The organism is Asticcacaulis sp. P4_H10 (genome assembly GCF_056400965.1).
Genome location: NZ_JBFUKH010000003.1, coordinates 319,644 through 334,058, shown reverse-complemented (window position 1 = coordinate 334,058; position 14,415 = coordinate 319,644). Strand labels below are relative to the sequence as shown.

The 14,415-nt window shown below is 62.6% G+C and carries 13 protein-coding genes; 9 read left to right on the top strand and 4 right to left on the bottom strand.

All coding sequences use genetic code 11. The features are described 5' to 3' along the window. Positions 1 to 44: 44 nt before the first annotated feature. Genes AC1DON_RS07820 through arsN2 form a run of 5 tightly spaced genes read left to right on the top strand, consistent with a single transcriptional unit; the run spans position 45 to position 2,402 of the window. Positions 45 to 374, top strand: coding sequence for an ArsR/SmtB family transcription factor (locus AC1DON_RS07820; protein ID WP_476934217.1), 330 nt, complete (start codon positions 45 to 47; stop codon positions 372 to 374). After that, positions 374 to 1,042 (top strand): aquaporin, encoded by a 669-nt coding sequence (locus AC1DON_RS07815; protein ID WP_476934216.1) that lies wholly within the window; start codon positions 374 to 376, stop codon positions 1,040 to 1,042. Before AC1DON_RS07820 ends, AC1DON_RS07815 begins: the two co-directional genes overlap by 1 nt. After that, positions 1,012 to 1,233, top strand: a complete 222-nt coding sequence (locus AC1DON_RS07810; protein ID WP_476934215.1) for a hypothetical protein — start codon at positions 1,012 to 1,014, stop codon at positions 1,231 to 1,233. The genes AC1DON_RS07815 and AC1DON_RS07810 overlap by 31 nt, the downstream gene beginning before the upstream one ends. Next, the gene (gene arsH / locus AC1DON_RS07805) at positions 1,211 to 1,951 is read left to right on the top strand and encodes an arsenical resistance protein ArsH (RefSeq protein WP_476934294.1); all 741 of its coding nucleotides are present in this window, start codon (positions 1,211 to 1,213) and stop codon (positions 1,949 to 1,951) included. The genes AC1DON_RS07810 and arsH overlap by 23 nt, the downstream gene beginning before the upstream one ends. 7 nt (positions 1,952 to 1,958) lie before the next feature. Further along, entirely contained in the window at positions 1,959 to 2,402 is a 444-nt protein-coding gene (arsN2, locus tag AC1DON_RS07800) for an arsenic resistance N-acetyltransferase ArsN2 (RefSeq protein WP_476934214.1), read from the top strand. A 41-nt stretch (positions 2,403 to 2,443) separates the two neighbouring features. On the opposite strand, the gene AC1DON_RS07795 is transcribed toward arsN2, so the two are convergent. Next, the gene (locus tag AC1DON_RS07795; RefSeq protein ID WP_476934213.1) at positions 2,444 to 3,610 is read right to left on the bottom strand and encodes an alpha/beta hydrolase-fold protein; all 1,167 of its coding nucleotides are present in this window, start codon (positions 3,608 to 3,610) and stop codon (positions 2,444 to 2,446) included. Positions 3,611 to 3,834: 224 nt separating this feature from the next. Between AC1DON_RS07795 and AC1DON_RS07790 the strand changes: the two genes are divergently transcribed. Both AC1DON_RS07790 and AC1DON_RS07785 read left to right on the top strand, forming a co-directional pair. Then, positions 3,835 to 5,013, top strand: coding sequence for a helix-turn-helix domain-containing protein (locus AC1DON_RS07790; RefSeq protein ID WP_476934212.1), 1,179 nt, complete (start codon positions 3,835 to 3,837; stop codon positions 5,011 to 5,013). An 83-nt stretch (positions 5,014 to 5,096) separates the two neighbouring features. After that, positions 5,097 to 5,810 carry a DUF4386 domain-containing protein gene (locus tag AC1DON_RS07785; protein WP_476934211.1) on the top strand — a complete coding sequence of 238 codons (714 nt, stop codon included), beginning with the start codon at positions 5,097 to 5,099 and terminating at the stop codon, positions 5,808 to 5,810. Between the two features lie 83 nt (positions 5,811 to 5,893). Here AC1DON_RS07785 and AC1DON_RS07780 read toward each other — a convergent pair whose 3' ends face one another. Next, positions 5,894 to 6,430: a MarR family transcriptional regulator gene (locus AC1DON_RS07780; RefSeq protein ID WP_476934210.1), complete on the bottom strand. Its 537-nt coding sequence runs from the start codon at positions 6,428 to 6,430 to the stop codon at positions 5,894 to 5,896. Next, positions 6,423 to 7,745, bottom strand: coding sequence for a S41 family peptidase (locus AC1DON_RS07775; protein ID WP_476934209.1), 1,323 nt, complete (start codon positions 7,743 to 7,745; stop codon positions 6,423 to 6,425). Before AC1DON_RS07775 ends, AC1DON_RS07780 begins: the two co-directional genes overlap by 8 nt. A 238-nt stretch (positions 7,746 to 7,983) precedes the next feature. Between AC1DON_RS07775 and AC1DON_RS07770 the strand changes: the two genes are divergently transcribed. Then, the gene (locus AC1DON_RS07770) at positions 7,984 to 8,799 is read left to right on the top strand and encodes an NIPSNAP family protein (RefSeq protein ID WP_476934208.1); all 816 of its coding nucleotides are present in this window, start codon (positions 7,984 to 7,986) and stop codon (positions 8,797 to 8,799) included. A gap of 115 nt (positions 8,800 to 8,914) precedes the next feature. On the opposite strand, the gene AC1DON_RS07765 is transcribed toward AC1DON_RS07770, so the two are convergent. Further along, positions 8,915 to 11,290: a glycoside hydrolase family 95 protein gene (locus AC1DON_RS07765; protein ID WP_476934207.1), complete on the bottom strand. Its 2,376-nt coding sequence runs from the start codon at positions 11,288 to 11,290 to the stop codon at positions 8,915 to 8,917. A gap of 318 nt (positions 11,291 to 11,608) precedes the next feature. Between AC1DON_RS07765 and AC1DON_RS07760 the strand changes: the two genes are divergently transcribed. Continuing rightward, positions 11,609 to 14,236: a glycoside hydrolase family 2 protein gene (locus tag AC1DON_RS07760; protein WP_476934206.1), complete on the top strand. Its 2,628-nt coding sequence runs from the start codon at positions 11,609 to 11,611 to the stop codon at positions 14,234 to 14,236. The last annotated feature ends 179 nt before the right edge of the window (positions 14,237 to 14,415 follow it).

Here is a 14,415-nt window from a genome sequence, read left to right as displayed (position 1 = left end):
CGAACACGGTTGACGTCGCCATTTATATCGTTATATCGTGATATATGGATAAAAAATCAGCCCTGACCGCGTTCGATGCCCTTAGCCAGGAAACCCGCCTCGATGCGCTGCGCCTGCTGATCCAGGCCGGACCCGAGGGTCTGCCCGCCGGAGAGATAGGCGAGCGGCTGGGGATCAGGCAGAACACCATGTCGGTCAATCTCAAGATCCTGGCCCAGGCGGGGCTGATCACCAGCCTGCGTGACGGGCGGATCATCCGCTATGCCGCCAGTTACAGCGCCGTGCAGGGACTGATACTGTTTCTGATGGAGGACTGCTGCGGCGGCCGCAAGGCGGTATGCCAGCCCGTCCTCGACCAGGTACGGCGCTGCTGATGTACAGTCTCAATCGACGTCTGTTTGCCGAATTCACCGGCACGCTTCTGCTGCTGGCGACCGTCATCGGCTCAGGGATCATGGGCGAGCGCCTGGCGGGCGGGAATGTCGCCATAGCGCTTTTCTGCAATGTGACGGCGATCTGCGCCATGCTGGTCGTACTGATCACCATGCTGGCGCCGGTTTCGGGTGCGCATTTCAACCCGGCTGTGACACTGCTGATCGCCATGAAGCGGCAGTTGCCCGTGCGCCAGGCCGTTGCCTATACCGCCGTGCAGGTCGCGGGGGCGGTTGCCGGGGTCTGGCTGGCCCACGCCATGTTCGGCGAGGTTATCCTGCAGACCTCGCTCAAGGTCCGCGCAGGCCCGGGGCAGTGGCTGTCCGAAGGTGTCGCGACCTTCGGCCTTATCCTGACGATCTTCGCCACGCATCGGACGCGCCCCGATTTCGTGCCGGCGGCGGTCAGCCTCTATATCATGGCCGCCTGCTGGTTCACCGCCTCGGCCTCGTTCGCCAATCCCGCGGTGACGCTGGCCCGATCCTTATCGAACACCTTTGCCGGCATCAGGCCGGTAGACGCGCCGGCCTTTATCGCCGCCCAGTTCGCAGGCGCGCTGCTGGGGCTTTGGGTCTGTACGTGGTTTCTCAAGCCGGAGACGCACGCGTGACGCCTGTCATCGAATCCCCCGGATACCAGCCCTTTGTCGTTGAATATCCGAGCGGCGGGTGGACGCACGAACGGCTGCTGGCCGGACTGACCGCGCGGCAGGCCCTGGGCGAGCCCAAGTCGCCTGCCAGGGAACCGGGCCTCCTGGAAGACGGCAGCGTGATGAATGATGCGGAGGGCAAGCGTGGCTGACGATCTTCCCAATATCGATACCCGGAGTTTTCGGGCCATTGACCGCGAGGCCTTGCTTTCTCCAGTCCGTTCGACCCACATGCCGAGGATCCTGCTGCTCTACGGTTCGGTGCGCAAGCGCGCCTTCAGCCGTCTGGTGACTGAGGAAGCCGCGCGGCTGCTGGAAGCCTTCGGCGCCGAGACGCGCATCTTCAATCCGTCCGGCCTGCCCCTGCCCGACGACGCAGACCCTTCGCACCCCAGGGTGCAGGAACTGCGCGATCTGGTGCAATGGTGCGAAGGCATGGTGTGGTGCTCGCCCGAGCGCCATGGCGCCATGACCGGCATCATGAAGGCGCAGATCGACTGGATACCGCTGGCGCTGGGCGCGATCCGACCGACCCAGGGCAAGACCCTGGCGGTCATGCAGGTCTCCGGCGGCTCACAGTCGTTCAATGCGGTCAATCAGTTGCGCATTCTGGGGCGCTGGATGCGCCTGATTACCATCCCCAACCAGTCGTCGGTCGCGAAGGCCTATGACGAGTTCGACGACAATGACCGCATGAAGCCGTCGAGCTATTACGACCGGATTGCCGACGTCATGGAGGAGCTGGTCAAGTTCACCCTGATGACGCGGGACAGTGCGGACTATCTGGTTGACCGCTATTCCGAACGCAGGGAGGCTGTCCCGAAGCCGGTCGCATGCGTTACGCCGGCCGCGACCTGCAGCAGATGTTGAGGGTGCCATGACTATCGAAGCGATCAGCGCGATGGATGAGGATCTGCATGCAGCCCTGGCTGCCGAAGGCCTGCCGGTGAGCGACCTCGGCGCCGGTCATCAACGGATGTGGCGCTGTGTGATGGACGGCGAAACCGTGGGCTATGGCGGCATTGAGCGCTACGGCGATCATGCGCTTTTGCGGTCTCTGGTCATACTGCCGGATTACAAGGGCCGGGGGCACGGCGCGGCGCTTGCCGGGCGGATCGTCGCCGAAGCCGGTGTCGTGGAGCTGTGGCTGCTGACCAATACGGCGGCGGCGTTTTTCACACGCCTCGGATGGACGGTACGCGACCGCGGCGATGCGCCCCCCGCCATCGCCGCGTCTGCGGAATTCGCCAGCCTGTGCCCGGCAAGCGCGACGTGCATGTCCTTCCGGCGACGGGCCGGTCAGCCTGCCGCCGAAAAGTGAAGGTGTCACAGCGCAGGGCGCAGGCCTAAGCGATCGCCTTATCAATCCCTGAACAATAACGGTGCGAATTCACGCAGGGCGCGCCGCCATGACTGGAACTCGTGCCCCGTATCGGGTGACACGTAGAAGACGCTGTTGAAACCGGATGCTTTCAAAGCCTCGGCTTGCGCCACCACATCGATGCGTTTGGCGCCCGGAGGGCCACCAAAGCGTCCGCCTTCGAGTTCACGGCCGCCAACACCGACGAAGACCAGCTTGATCCTGTCCCTGAAGCCCGGCGTCTTATTGACGTCGTCGACCGAGAAGGTGCCGCCGCTGAACAGGCCGATATGGCTGAACTTGTCGAGGTTCGCCGTGGTGATCATCTTGGTTTCCATGCCGCCCATCGAAAGCCCCGCCATGGCGCGGTGCGGCTGGTCGGCAAGCGTGCGGAAATGGCTGTCAACATAGGGAACCAGCTCGTTCAGCAGAACCGTCTGAAACGGCTTGATATCAAAGCTGGACAGCCCGCCAAAGCCGGTGTCATTGGTCATGCCGTAGGTCATCACGATGATGAACGGCTTCGACTTCCCGGCTGCGATCAAATTGTCCATGATCAGGTTGGCGCGGCCCTGGTTCGGCCACGAGGTTTCGTCCTCGCCCCAGCCGTGCTGCAGGTAGAGCACCGGATATCGCGTGCTGGCATTCTTGTCGTAGCCGGGAGGCGTATAGACAAAGGCGCGGCGCTGCGCGTTTGTGCTGGGCGAGGCAAACAGGATCTGGCTGACGTGGCCGTGGGGCACATCCTTGAGCGCATAGAAATCACCGTCGTGCGCCGGAATCTCGATGCCGCTCGAGGTCTGGAAGCTTAACGCACCCGGGTCGTTGAAGGAACCGCCATCGACGGTCAGGTGATAATAATGAAAGCCCTCGTCTTCCCGTCTGGCCGTCGTGCCCGTCCATGCGCCGTCCGCGCCCTTGGTCAGGACTGTGCCGCCCTTCCCGCCCAGACTGACGCTGACGCTTTTAGCGTCGGGCGCGACGACGCGAAACCGGGCATAGCCTTGTGAATTGACCTGAGGAAATTGCTGACCGGGCTGGTTCAGCGCGGACGGTTTGAAATCCTCGGTGATGGCCGGTGCAGCCGTCTCGGCAGGCGTGGCCGTTTGCGCCGCCACGGGGCCGGCGATGAGGCAGGCGGCAAGGGCCGCAGCTAGGGTGCGTTTCATTTTGATGTCTCCCAATACCTCGCCGTCGTTCGTATCGCGGCGCATTATATTACTCAGACTATTGCAGGAATTTTCAGGGCCTGCAACACGTGTTTGGCAGTTGTTTTTATTAGTGGCAAATCAACACATGGCCTCGCCGCGACTGGCCCGGCCAGTACGTGGCCTTCCCTTCAACAGGGCGCCATGCAACAACATTCGCCGAGCGGTCATGTCCGGGAGGGAAAATGACAACAGGCCATCTTGTCGAGGTGATCGCCGTCGCGATGACCGTCGCCGCGACGCTGTTTGCGGCGGGCCTGCTATGCGTGCAACGGATTGGCCGCAGCGACCAGACCCTGTCCTTCGCGGTCTTCCTGGGCCTCTATGCCCTCACCAAGGCGGACTGGCTGGTCTACCTGGTGGGAGGATACGCCGCGGCGCCGCACCTGGCAGGCCTGCTGTTTCCGTTGAAGACACTACTGGCCCCCGCCTTCTATGTTTATGTGCGATCGGTGACCGCCCCGTCGCCGCAGGGCTTAAGGCCCCGCGATGCCTGGGCGCTATCCGGACCGGTGATGATCTTCGCGATCATGTCGCCCTTCTTCCTCCTGTCGAGCGAAGCCAAGGCCGGACTTCTATCGCTGGAATATCCCGATCCCGCGCTGCGCGACTGGGCGTTCATGGCATGCAAGCTGACGTTTGTTGTCTTCCTTGGCGTGTCGCTCGCTTATCTCGCCGCCGCCTTCCGGCTTGTCCTGACTCACGTATCGCGTCTCCGCGACCTGCTCTCGAACATCGAGGACCGGTCGCTGGACTGGATACGCTGGGCTTTGTTCGTCCTTGGCGGTGCCTGGGCGTGGTACAGCCTGGGCGAAATCTGGGGCATTTCCGGTGGCCGGCCGGCCTGGTACCCTGCGCTCACCGCCTGTTTCGAGCTGATCTGGATTGGCTTCATCGCGTTTTTCGGCCTGCTGCAAAAGCCGGTCTTCGATCCCGTCGCGCCTGCCAGCCCGCCACCGGAAAAAGCCAGCTACGCCCGCTCGCTGCTCGAGGATGAACGCCTCGCCGCGATCGAAGCGCGACTGGCGCAGGCCATGACACAATCCGACCTTTATTCCGATCCGCAACTTTCGCTGCGCCGGCTGTCCGATCGCCTGCGCATATCGGAAGATCATCTGTCGCAGACCTTCAGCCGTCGCATGGGGACGAATTTCTTCGACTACGTGAACTCCTATCGTGTCGTGGCAGCGCAAGGGCGGCTTGCCGGCAGCGACGACGCCATCGTGACCATCGCCTATGATGTCGGCTTCAATGCGCGGTCGACCTTCAACGCTGCGTTCAAGAAACATGCTGGAACCTCTCCAAGCGCGTTTCGCCGCGCGGCAAGGCCAGCGGCGCCCACGCCTGCGCACGAAGCCTCATAGTTTATGTCCGGTCCAACTGGATCGGATGACACAGGCGCGAGGATTTGCTGGGACCGTCATGGGCGCGAAGGAGTGGCCCGGCAATGACATCACTGGCAAATCATACGGCCCGCCTGGCGGGGCTCACCTATCTTCTGGCCTCCCTGACGGGGGCGTTTAACCTGCTCTATGTTCCATCGCAGCTCATCGTCGCCGGCGATCCGGCCATGACGCTCAGCCGGCTCACGGCATCCGGCATGCTGTTCCGCCTGGGCATTGCCAGCGGCATCATCAGCAGCCTCCTGTTCCTCATCCTGCCGGTCATTCTCTACGGACTGCTGAAGGTCCACGGCCGGATCCTGGCCGGGCTCATGGTCGTTTTCGCCACGGTTGGCGTGAGCATGTCCTTTACAGGAATCCAGCACGCCTTGGGCATCGCCACGCTGATCGAAGGCGCCGGGAGCGAACGGCTGGCCGTGCAGGTCGTGGACGCCCTCACCGCCCATCGGCTTGCCGAAACGACGGCGTCGATCTTCTGGGGCATGTGGCTGATGCCGTTAGGCTGGCTGATTATCAAGTCTGGCGCGATACCGCGTCCTATAGGGGTCCTGCTGCTGCTCGGGTGCGCCGGCTATCTGGCCAATGTTCTCATTCCGCTCGTTTTTCCCGGCTACCACGACTCGGCCCTGCCCTACCTCTCGGTGATACCCGGCTCGATCGGTGAGCTGGGCACGTGCCTGTGGCTGTTGATCATGGGCATCCGCACGGAATCACGCGAAGCCGCCGCCCTGGAAAGTCCTGGCAACAACACGCCTTAGTGGGGGGAAATTCCACGGCCTGGAAACAGGATCAGCCGTAAGCAAATGACGTTAAGGCGCGCAGACGGTGGTCGAACACCGCCTCAACTTCGGCCCCGATCAGCTGCTGGCCCGCGTGTCACGCTATGCGCCGCGAAGACGAAGGAATGCATGCGCTGGTCCAGCGGCCGCTCGTTGAGCGCATCGACGGTCCGGTCGACAAGTTGTCTTATGTCACCCACCTCCGCGAACAGCCCTTCATAGGCCGTGCGGAACCGCGCTGTGCACTGTTCGAATTTCGCCAGCTGCCGCACGCCTTCATCCGTGAGAGAGAATATCCGGCGACGGGCATCATTATCGTCGTCCCGGTGCTGTATCAGCCCCAGGCTGACAAGCTTGGGTATCTTCTGCATGACCAGCTGATGCGAATGTCCCAGTTCCCGCGCCATATCCGATGCCGAGGCCGGACCCAGGCTGGCAAGAACAGTCATGAGAGAACACGAGCGAACCGGGATGGTGATCCCCATTTCGGTAAAGGCCGCTTTCGATTGTTCGGCGATCAGCACACTCAGCCGCTCGACGGCGCGGCCGAGAAACACGATGTCATCGATCGCCACCGGATGGGTCACAGGCTCAGTCAAGGCGCTTATACGGCTGGATACTGCCGTCCCTGTTCACGCGCTCCAGCGCTGTTACTTTTCCGCGTTGCGCAGCGAGACGATAGCGGAAGTCCGCCACGCCTTCGACCGCGAACAGGTCCGGGCCGATCGGCTCCAGGGCGACCCTGAGACGGTCGCGCCAGATACAGAACAGCGTGCCGTTCTCCATGACGATCCTGCGCCCCTCATACGTCCCGACGGCTTTTTGCAGCATGACAGCGTCCACCTTTGGGGGCTGGATTTTCGCCGTCAATGCCGGCAGCAGCCAGGTATATTCTTCGCGTCTTGCGCTGTCGGTCTTCGCCAGGTTTTCCAGCGCCAGCCTATGTGCCAGCGGCAGCGCCTCAATGGACGGGCTCTGGATGTCGGGTTCCACCCCCACCCCCTCGAAATCGCCATGATCGACCGGGTCCCGTATCTGACCGATCGGCACCTGGACAAAGAAATCATCATTGACCGGCTTGCGGGCGACCGGATGCGCCCCGCCGGCGGTCCGCTCTCCGATCAGGGTCGCGCGCCCCAGCTTTTTCATCGCGTAGGAAAACCATTCCGCCGAGGAAAACGACGTGGAGCCGGTCAGGATATAGACCGGCTTGTCGACCATGCGCTTGCCGGGCAGACCCGGCAGCACCCATTGGCCGCGTGCGATTGTCTTGCCGTCCTCGTTGTAATTGTAATCGAACAGCAGTTGGTCTTTTTCGCTGGAGAAGAAATAGCTGGCCAGAAACTGCGCCATTTCCAGATACCCGCCGTTATTGTAGCGCAGGTCGATGATGACCGCGTCGGTATTGCCGACAAAACGCATCGCAGCGGCGGCGGTATCGTAGGCAGTCTCCGGGTCGGCAAAATAGTTGAAGCGGATATATCCGATATTGCCTTTCAGGCGACTGACCTCGTCAAAGCCGAAATTCACCGCTTCCATTTTGGCCAGTTCGTCTTTGCGCATCCTGGCCTTGATCGACGGGTCGGCCGACGCGCGATAATCAGCGACCCACTCAGGATCGACGCCCACCGAGAAGTGCAGGTCGCCGCTGACCTTGACCAGGTCCTCGGTCAGCTTTCGGGCAAGCTCGGCCTTGGTAGCGGCCGCGTCATAATCCCCCTTTTCCAGATGCGCCTGAAGGACCGGCGCAATTTTCCGTGCCACGTCCGGAAACGCATAGTTCGCCGTCAAGGTGCTGTTGAGCGACGCGACAACCGCAGCCTTTTCGTCGCGCGTAAGGGATGGAGTACCCGCCAAGGCGCCCGCCGCCCAGAAGAGCGACAGGGCTGAAAGCAGCGGTAGGTAATTTCGCATTCTGACGATTCTCCGGCCTGTGACAAAGATATTACAACATATTGTACAATATATTGCAATCATACTCTGCCCGGCGTCGTAAAGCGGGATGTCCGCTCCCCCGCGGCCCGTTCCGGCGCGACGAGCGGCTGAGGCGCATACATGTCGATCCGGCGCTGCTGACGCATTTTGTCATAGGCGACACGGAGATTTCCACATATCGTCCCGGCCAACACAGGCTGAATCACAGGTGGGAACCATGACAATCCTTGCCCAGACACGTCCCGGCGCGCTCTTCCGCCGCGCCGCCGCGATTATCGCCGTTGCCGTAACCGCCTTTTTCGCCGCCTGCGCAGCCATCGGCGAAACCGCTCCGCCGCCGCAGGTCGGCCTTTACGAGCTGCGCATCTACACGGCGGCCGAAGGCAAGATGCCGGACCTCGACGCCCGCTTCCGCGACCACACGATTGGCCTGTTCCGCAAGCACGGCATGAAACCGATCGCCTTCTTCCATCCGGACAAGGCCGATGATCACCGGATCGTCTACCTCATGGGCTATACGGACCGCGCGGCCCGCGACGCCGCATGGAAAGCCTTCGCTGCCGATCCGGAATGGGCCAAGGTCTCCCGCGCCAGCGAGGCCAAGGGCCCGATCGTCGCCAAGGTCGAGAGCCAGTTCCTGGTGCCGACCGACTACTCACCGGCCCTTGACCTGACGTCCGCAACGTCGCCGCGCTATTTCGAGCTCCGGACCTACACCACCAATCCCGGCAAGCTGGAAAACCTTCACACCCGCTTCCGCGACCACACACTGAAACTGTTCGCGAAGCACGGCATGACCAACCTGCTTTACTGGCGCCCCACAGCCGGCCAGCCGGGCATGGAGAACAAGCTGGTCTACCTGCTGGCCTTTCCCGACAAGGCAGCGCGCAACCCTGCCTGGGCGGCCTTCGTCGCTGACGAGGATTGGAAACAGGTCGCCGCCGACAGCCAGAAGGACGGCCAGATCCTGGCCTCTGACGGCGGGATTGTCTCCGTCGAGATGACGCCTACGGACTATTCCCCGCTGAAATAAGCGATATGGCGAAAGGTGACGGCGGTCTTTGCTTTGAATATCGCGATAAAACAGAACTTAAATCGGAATGAGTCCGTCTCAAATCATTCCGATCTAACGCACCGCGGCTCAAACATCACAGCGTGTAGACAGCGCCCGATTTCAGGGTCACCGCGTTGACGCAGTCCTGGACCGCCTTTCCGGAGCGGATGGACAGAGCCTGCCCCTTTGGCGGCACGATACGCACCGACATGTCTTTGGCGGGCCTGAGGACCAGCCGGGTGATCCTGTGGTCCACCCAGTCCATATCTATGATCAGGCCGCCCCTGGCGCGCATGCCTGTAATGCGGCCCCTGCCCCACGCGGCGGGCAGCGCCGGCAGAAGCCGGATCTGTCCGTTATGCGACTGCATGAGCATTTCGACCATGGCGGCCGTTGCGCCCATGTTTCCGTCCATCTGGAAGATCGCGCCCGATCCCATCGGATGCGTGTCGAAATAGTTGGGCGCCGTCGATTCCCGGAAGAGCTTTTCGAGCATGGCCAGCGCGTCATCGCCGTGGCCGAGACGCGCCCGGAACATAGTCAGCCAGGCCGCGCTCCAGCCGGTCTGGCCGCCACCGTGACGCAGGCGCTCCTGCAAGGTCTTCGCGGCGGCAGCGGCGTATTCCGGCGTGGTCAGCGGATCGATCAGGTTGTACGGATGCAGGGCGAACAGGTGCGATATGTGCCGATGCCCCGGCTCGACCTCTTCAAACGGTTCGGACCATTCCAGAATGCGGCCGTCGGCGCCGATCCTGATCGTGTCCAGTCTGTCCAGGGCGCTCCGGCATGCCTGGCCAAGCTCGGGCGCAATGCCAAGCAAGGTTGCTGCCTCGGCGCAATGGGTGAGCACCATGTGGGCAATGGTCTGCGACATGGTGCAGCCCATCGTGACATAGCCGGCACCGCCATCGGCGATGCGGTAGGCGTTCTCAGGCGACGTGGCCGGCCCGGACACAAGACGGCCGGTCTTTGGGTGCTCGACAAGGTAATCGAGCGTGAACTCGGCGCAGGCCTTCAGGTACGGCCAGGCGCGTTCCTTCAGAAAAACGCGGTCCTGGCTATATTCGTAGTGCTCCCAGAAATGCAGGCCAAGCCAGGCCATGCCCTCGGGCCACAGCCCCCATTGCGTCTGTCCGTCTTGGGCGACGTGGCCCCACGGATTGCTGGTATAGTGCCCGCACATCCCCTTGGCGCCATAGACCGTGCGGGCGTTGCGGACACCGAAGGGCGCAAGCCGCTCTGCATAGGCCAGAAGCGGCTCGTGCAGTTCGCCCATGCCGCAGACCTCGGCCGGCCAGTACATCATCTGGATGTTGATATTGATGTGGTAGTCCGAACTCCACGGCGGCTCGAAGCCATCGCACCACAGGCCCTGCAGGTTTGCGGGCAAGGATCCTGGGCGCGAACCCGAGATCATCAGATAGCGGCCAAGATGGAAGTAGGCTTCGGTGATGGCGTTGTCGGCCTGGCCGGCCCTCAGGCGATCCAGCCGCGCATCGGCGGCCATGTCTGCGGCGGCAGGGTCGAGCGCGAAGTCCATCCGGTCGAAAAAGCGGCGGTGCGCCCGTTCCTGCCTAGCCAGCAGGGTTTTCCAGGGTGTGCGCGCGACGGCTGTGATTGCAGATGCCGATTGCTCGCTAGGATCAGCCCTGAACAGGTCAGTCGCGGCGGCAAGGCAAAGCACAACGCTTTTCGCGCCTTCCACCCGGTATCCGTCGTCCAGGACCGTCACATGGCCGCCATCCGCGCGGCAGGTCAGGTCGGCGGCGAACGCGGTCCCGTAAGGCATGGGCTTGCCGCTCATGTGGACCCGGCCCGGCTTTGACGATACGGCGGCGTCCCGCGTCCGTTCCAGCCTTACGCGGAAGCTGAGACCGCTCATGGCCGTCGTCTCAAGGCTGATATAGACAAGGTTGTCGGCGTGAGACGCAATAACCGTCCGCTTGAAGCTGTCGCCATTGATGCGATAGCCGACCTCGACACGGCCCGTCGCCATGTCCAGTTGCCGGCTATAGTCGTCGACGGCCTCATGGCCATCGAAGTCGAAAAGCAGATCGCCCAGCATCTGGTAGGACCCGAAATCCGCGGACTGCATGGGGACGATCATCTTGTCCTGGGCCAGCTGATTGGCCTCAGCGTAGCGCCCTTCGAACAAAAGCCTCCGGACCTCGGGAAGCGCCGCCAGCGCCGCCTTCGGATCGTCGTCGACCGGGCGGCCGGACCACAGCTCAATATGGTTGAGTTGCAGGCGTTCGGATTTCACACCGCCGAAAACCATGGCGCCAAGACGGCCGTTTCCGACCGGCAGCGCCTCAAGCCACGCCTTTGCCGGCGCGTTGAACCGCAGGCGCGTGGTTGGACGGGATCCGCCGGCGGCTTCGCCTTTAGCCGCCCAGGCATAGTCCGCAAGCCAGGGCAAGACGCTCAACGCAAGCGAGCCAGTGATTATTGAGCGACGGGAAATTGTCATGACGTTCTCGAAGCGGGCATGTTCGCCCTTGTTCAGCCCTGTCCCGCATTTTGATATTGATTGCGGGTATTTTTATATATAAATATCAATTTATATATGGATATATCTAGGCGTAGCGTGACGCGTCTGTCAAGTCGCGGCCAAGTCGCGGCAAGAGGGACGACCGCACCCGTCTCCCAACCGCCACGATATTTATTGCCATATGTGGAATATGATTTTATTCACGGTACTAACTTGAAGGGCGACCGGGTCGCGCTTGCGGTGACGCAGGTGAATTGCCACCGTCCTTCTCAAAAAAAACAAGCCATGGAGGATGCGGTGCAAAGCCATAACCGGACCGTAATAGCTGCTGTTGCCCTGGCGCTGCTGGCGCTTGACGCAAGCGCCGCGACACCCCCGGCCAAGGCAGGCGCTGGGCGGGTGGCCGAAGCCCCCGGCCGGACACGCACCAATTTCAACGCCGACTGGCGGTTCCACCTGGGCAGCAGCGACAATGCCGAAAATCCCGCCTTCGATGACGGCGGCTGGGAATCGGTCGGCCTGCCGCACAGCTTCAGCATGCCCTATTTCCGCGCGGCGGATTTCTACACCGGCGATGGCTGGTACCGGAAAACCCTGGTGCTGCCCGAAAAGCCCTCGGATCAACGGCTCTCGCTTGAATTCGAAGGTGCGTTCCAGGACGCCCGCGTCTACGTCAACGGCGTGGAGCTGGCCCATCATCGTGGCGGTTACACGGGCTTTCCCGTCGATATAACGTCAGCCGTCAAGCCGGGCCGCAATGTCATCGCCGTCAAGGTCAACAATGACTGGGAGCCGACCCTCGCCCCTCGCGCCGGTGAGCACGTTTTCAGCGGTGGTCTCTACCGCGACGTCTGGCTGGTTAAGACCAGCGCCGTGCACGTTCCGTGGACGGGCACGCGGGTAACGACGCCCGACCTGTCGGCAACCTCGGGCAAGGTCAATGTCGAGACGGAGGTCAGCAATACCGGCGCGCAACCCGCCAATGTGACGGTGGAAACGCGCATCGTTGACGCCAAGGGCGCGACCGTCGCCGTGCTCCCCAGGGACACGCTGCAACTGGCCCCCGGCGAGATGAAGATCGCCCGCCAGCTATCGGCGCCGATCGCCAAGCCGGCCCTGTGGTCGCCTGCCAGCCCGGCGCTTTACCGCGCGGTGACCCGCCTGCTGGTCGACGGCAAGCTGCGCGACCAGTTCGACACCGAATTCGGCTTCCGCTGGTTCGAATGGACGGCCAATCAGGGCTTTTTCCTGAACGGCAAACACCACTATTTCCGCGGCGCCAATGTCCACCAGGACCAGGCCGGATGGGGCGACGCCGTCACCAATGGCGCGATCGAACGCGACATCCGCATGATCAAGGACGCCGGCTTTGACTTCATCCGGGGCTCGCACTATCCGCACGACCCGCACTTCGCCGAAACGACCGACCGGATGGGCATGCTCTTTTTGTCGGAAGCGCCGTTCTGGGGCACGGCCGGGTTCAGAAACCCGTGGGGCGCGCCGGCCTATCCGTCCGATCCTGCGCATTTCGCCGCCTTCGACGCCAGCGTCAAGCAGCAGCTGGCCGAGATGATCCGCATCAACCGCAACAGCCCGTCCATCGTCGCCTGGGGCATGGACAACGAACCGTTTTTCACCACCAAGGAGAGCCTGCCCGAAGTGCGCCGGCTGCTGAAGGAACTGGTCGCCCTGTCGCACGAACTGGACCCCTCGCGGCCGGCCTCGATCAACGGCGCGCAACGCGGTGAGATCGATAAGCTTGGCGACATCGCCGGCTATAATGGCGACGGCGCCAGCCTTTTCCCCGATCCCGGCATTCCGAACTTCGTCGCCGAATACGGGGTGACGATGGCAGACCGGCCGGGCGCCTATGCGCCGGGCTGGGATGACCTGCCCAACACCAAGGGCGCGGACAAAACGAAGGAAGGCTCGTGGCGGCTGCCGTGGCGCTCCGGCGAGGTCATCTGGGCCGGGTTCGACCACGGCTCGATCGCCGGCAAACGGTTCGGCGGCATGGGAATGATTGACTATTTCCGCCTGCCCAAGCGGCAGTACTACTGGTACCGCAACGCCTATGCGCACGTCCCTCCCCCCGCCTGGGCAGTCGAGGGCACGCCCGCAGCCCTGCGGATGACCACCAGTGCGCCGGTGATCCGCCGCGCCGACGGCACGGACGACGTCCAGGTCATTATCAGCGTCGTTGATGCACAAGGACGGCGCGTCACCAACAGCCCGCCGGTCCGGCTGGCCATCGAATCCGGCCCTGGCGAGTTGCCGACCGGACGCGCGATCGAATTCTCACCCGACACCGATATCGTCATCCGCGACGGCGAAGCGGCCATCGCCATGCGCAGTTGGCAATCAGGCGTTACCCGTCTGCGCGCCACGTCGCCCGGCCTCAAGGACGCCGTCACCGAGGTCCGCACGCTCACAGGTCCCGCCTTCAAACCCGGCAAGACGCAACTCGCCGCCGACCGGCCTTACACGCCCTACGTCAAACCGTTCAAGGAACGTCCAGGAGACACGGTGTTCGGGCTGAACAACCCAACCTTCTCGAGTTCGAATGCGCCGGACCACAGCTCACGGCTGGTCAATGACGGCGATCCGGCAACATACTGGGCGCCGGCGGCCGACGATAAGACGCTCAGCGTGACCGTCGATATGGAACGCTTCGTGGAGGTCCACCGGCTGAAAGTGGTCTTCCCGCAGGCCGCCCCTTACGGCTTCGTCGCGGAGATACAGGACCGGCAAGGCAACTGGCAGAAGCTGGCCGAACAGATTCCGGGCATGGATGCCAGCCAGACGCGCGATCTTGAAACCGAAGCGAAGGAAGGCCGGAATGTCCGCCTGAAGCTCTGGCCCTCCGGCGAAGGCGTGGTCGGCGTGTCCGAGATCCAGATCACCGGCACATTGCGCGCGGATTAGCGGTCATGGCGACAGCAATCGGTGCCGCTCAGAATGATAAGGCCCCGATTTTGCCTATCCCTCTCCTCGGCGAATTAATTTTATTAGCAATTTATTATTTTACTTGTAAATTGGAGGATTGACCAATATCCATGAATGCGAAGCCGTATCTGTTGGTCGGGGCAATGCCCTGTCGTCAA

Coding starts and splice junctions, on each gene's coding strand:
- AC1DON_RS07820 (WP_476934217.1), top strand. CDS start 45: ATGGATAAAAAATCAGCCCTGACCGCGTTCGATGCCCTTAGCCAGGAA.
- AC1DON_RS07815 (WP_476934216.1), top strand. CDS start 374: ATGTACAGTCTCAATCGACGTCTGTTTGCCGAATTCACCGGCACGCTT.
- arsH (WP_476934294.1), top strand. CDS start 1,211: ATGCGGAGGGCAAGCGTGGCTGACGATCTTCCCAATATCGATACCCGG.
- arsN2 (WP_476934214.1), top strand. CDS start 1,959: ATGACTATCGAAGCGATCAGCGCGATGGATGAGGATCTGCATGCAGCC.
- AC1DON_RS07795 (WP_476934213.1), bottom strand. CDS start 3,610: ATGAAACGCACCCTAGCTGCGGCCCTTGCCGCCTGCCTCATCGCCGGC.
- AC1DON_RS07790 (WP_476934212.1), top strand. CDS start 3,835: ATGACAACAGGCCATCTTGTCGAGGTGATCGCCGTCGCGATGACCGTC.
- AC1DON_RS07785 (WP_476934211.1), top strand. CDS start 5,097: ATGACATCACTGGCAAATCATACGGCCCGCCTGGCGGGGCTCACCTAT.
- AC1DON_RS07775 (WP_476934209.1), bottom strand. CDS start 7,745: ATGCGAAATTACCTACCGCTGCTTTCAGCCCTGTCGCTCTTCTGGGCG.
- AC1DON_RS07770 (WP_476934208.1), top strand. CDS start 7,984: ATGACAATCCTTGCCCAGACACGTCCCGGCGCGCTCTTCCGCCGCGCC.
- AC1DON_RS07765 (WP_476934207.1), bottom strand. CDS start 11,290: ATGACAATTTCCCGTCGCTCAATAATCACTGGCTCGCTTGCGTTGAGC.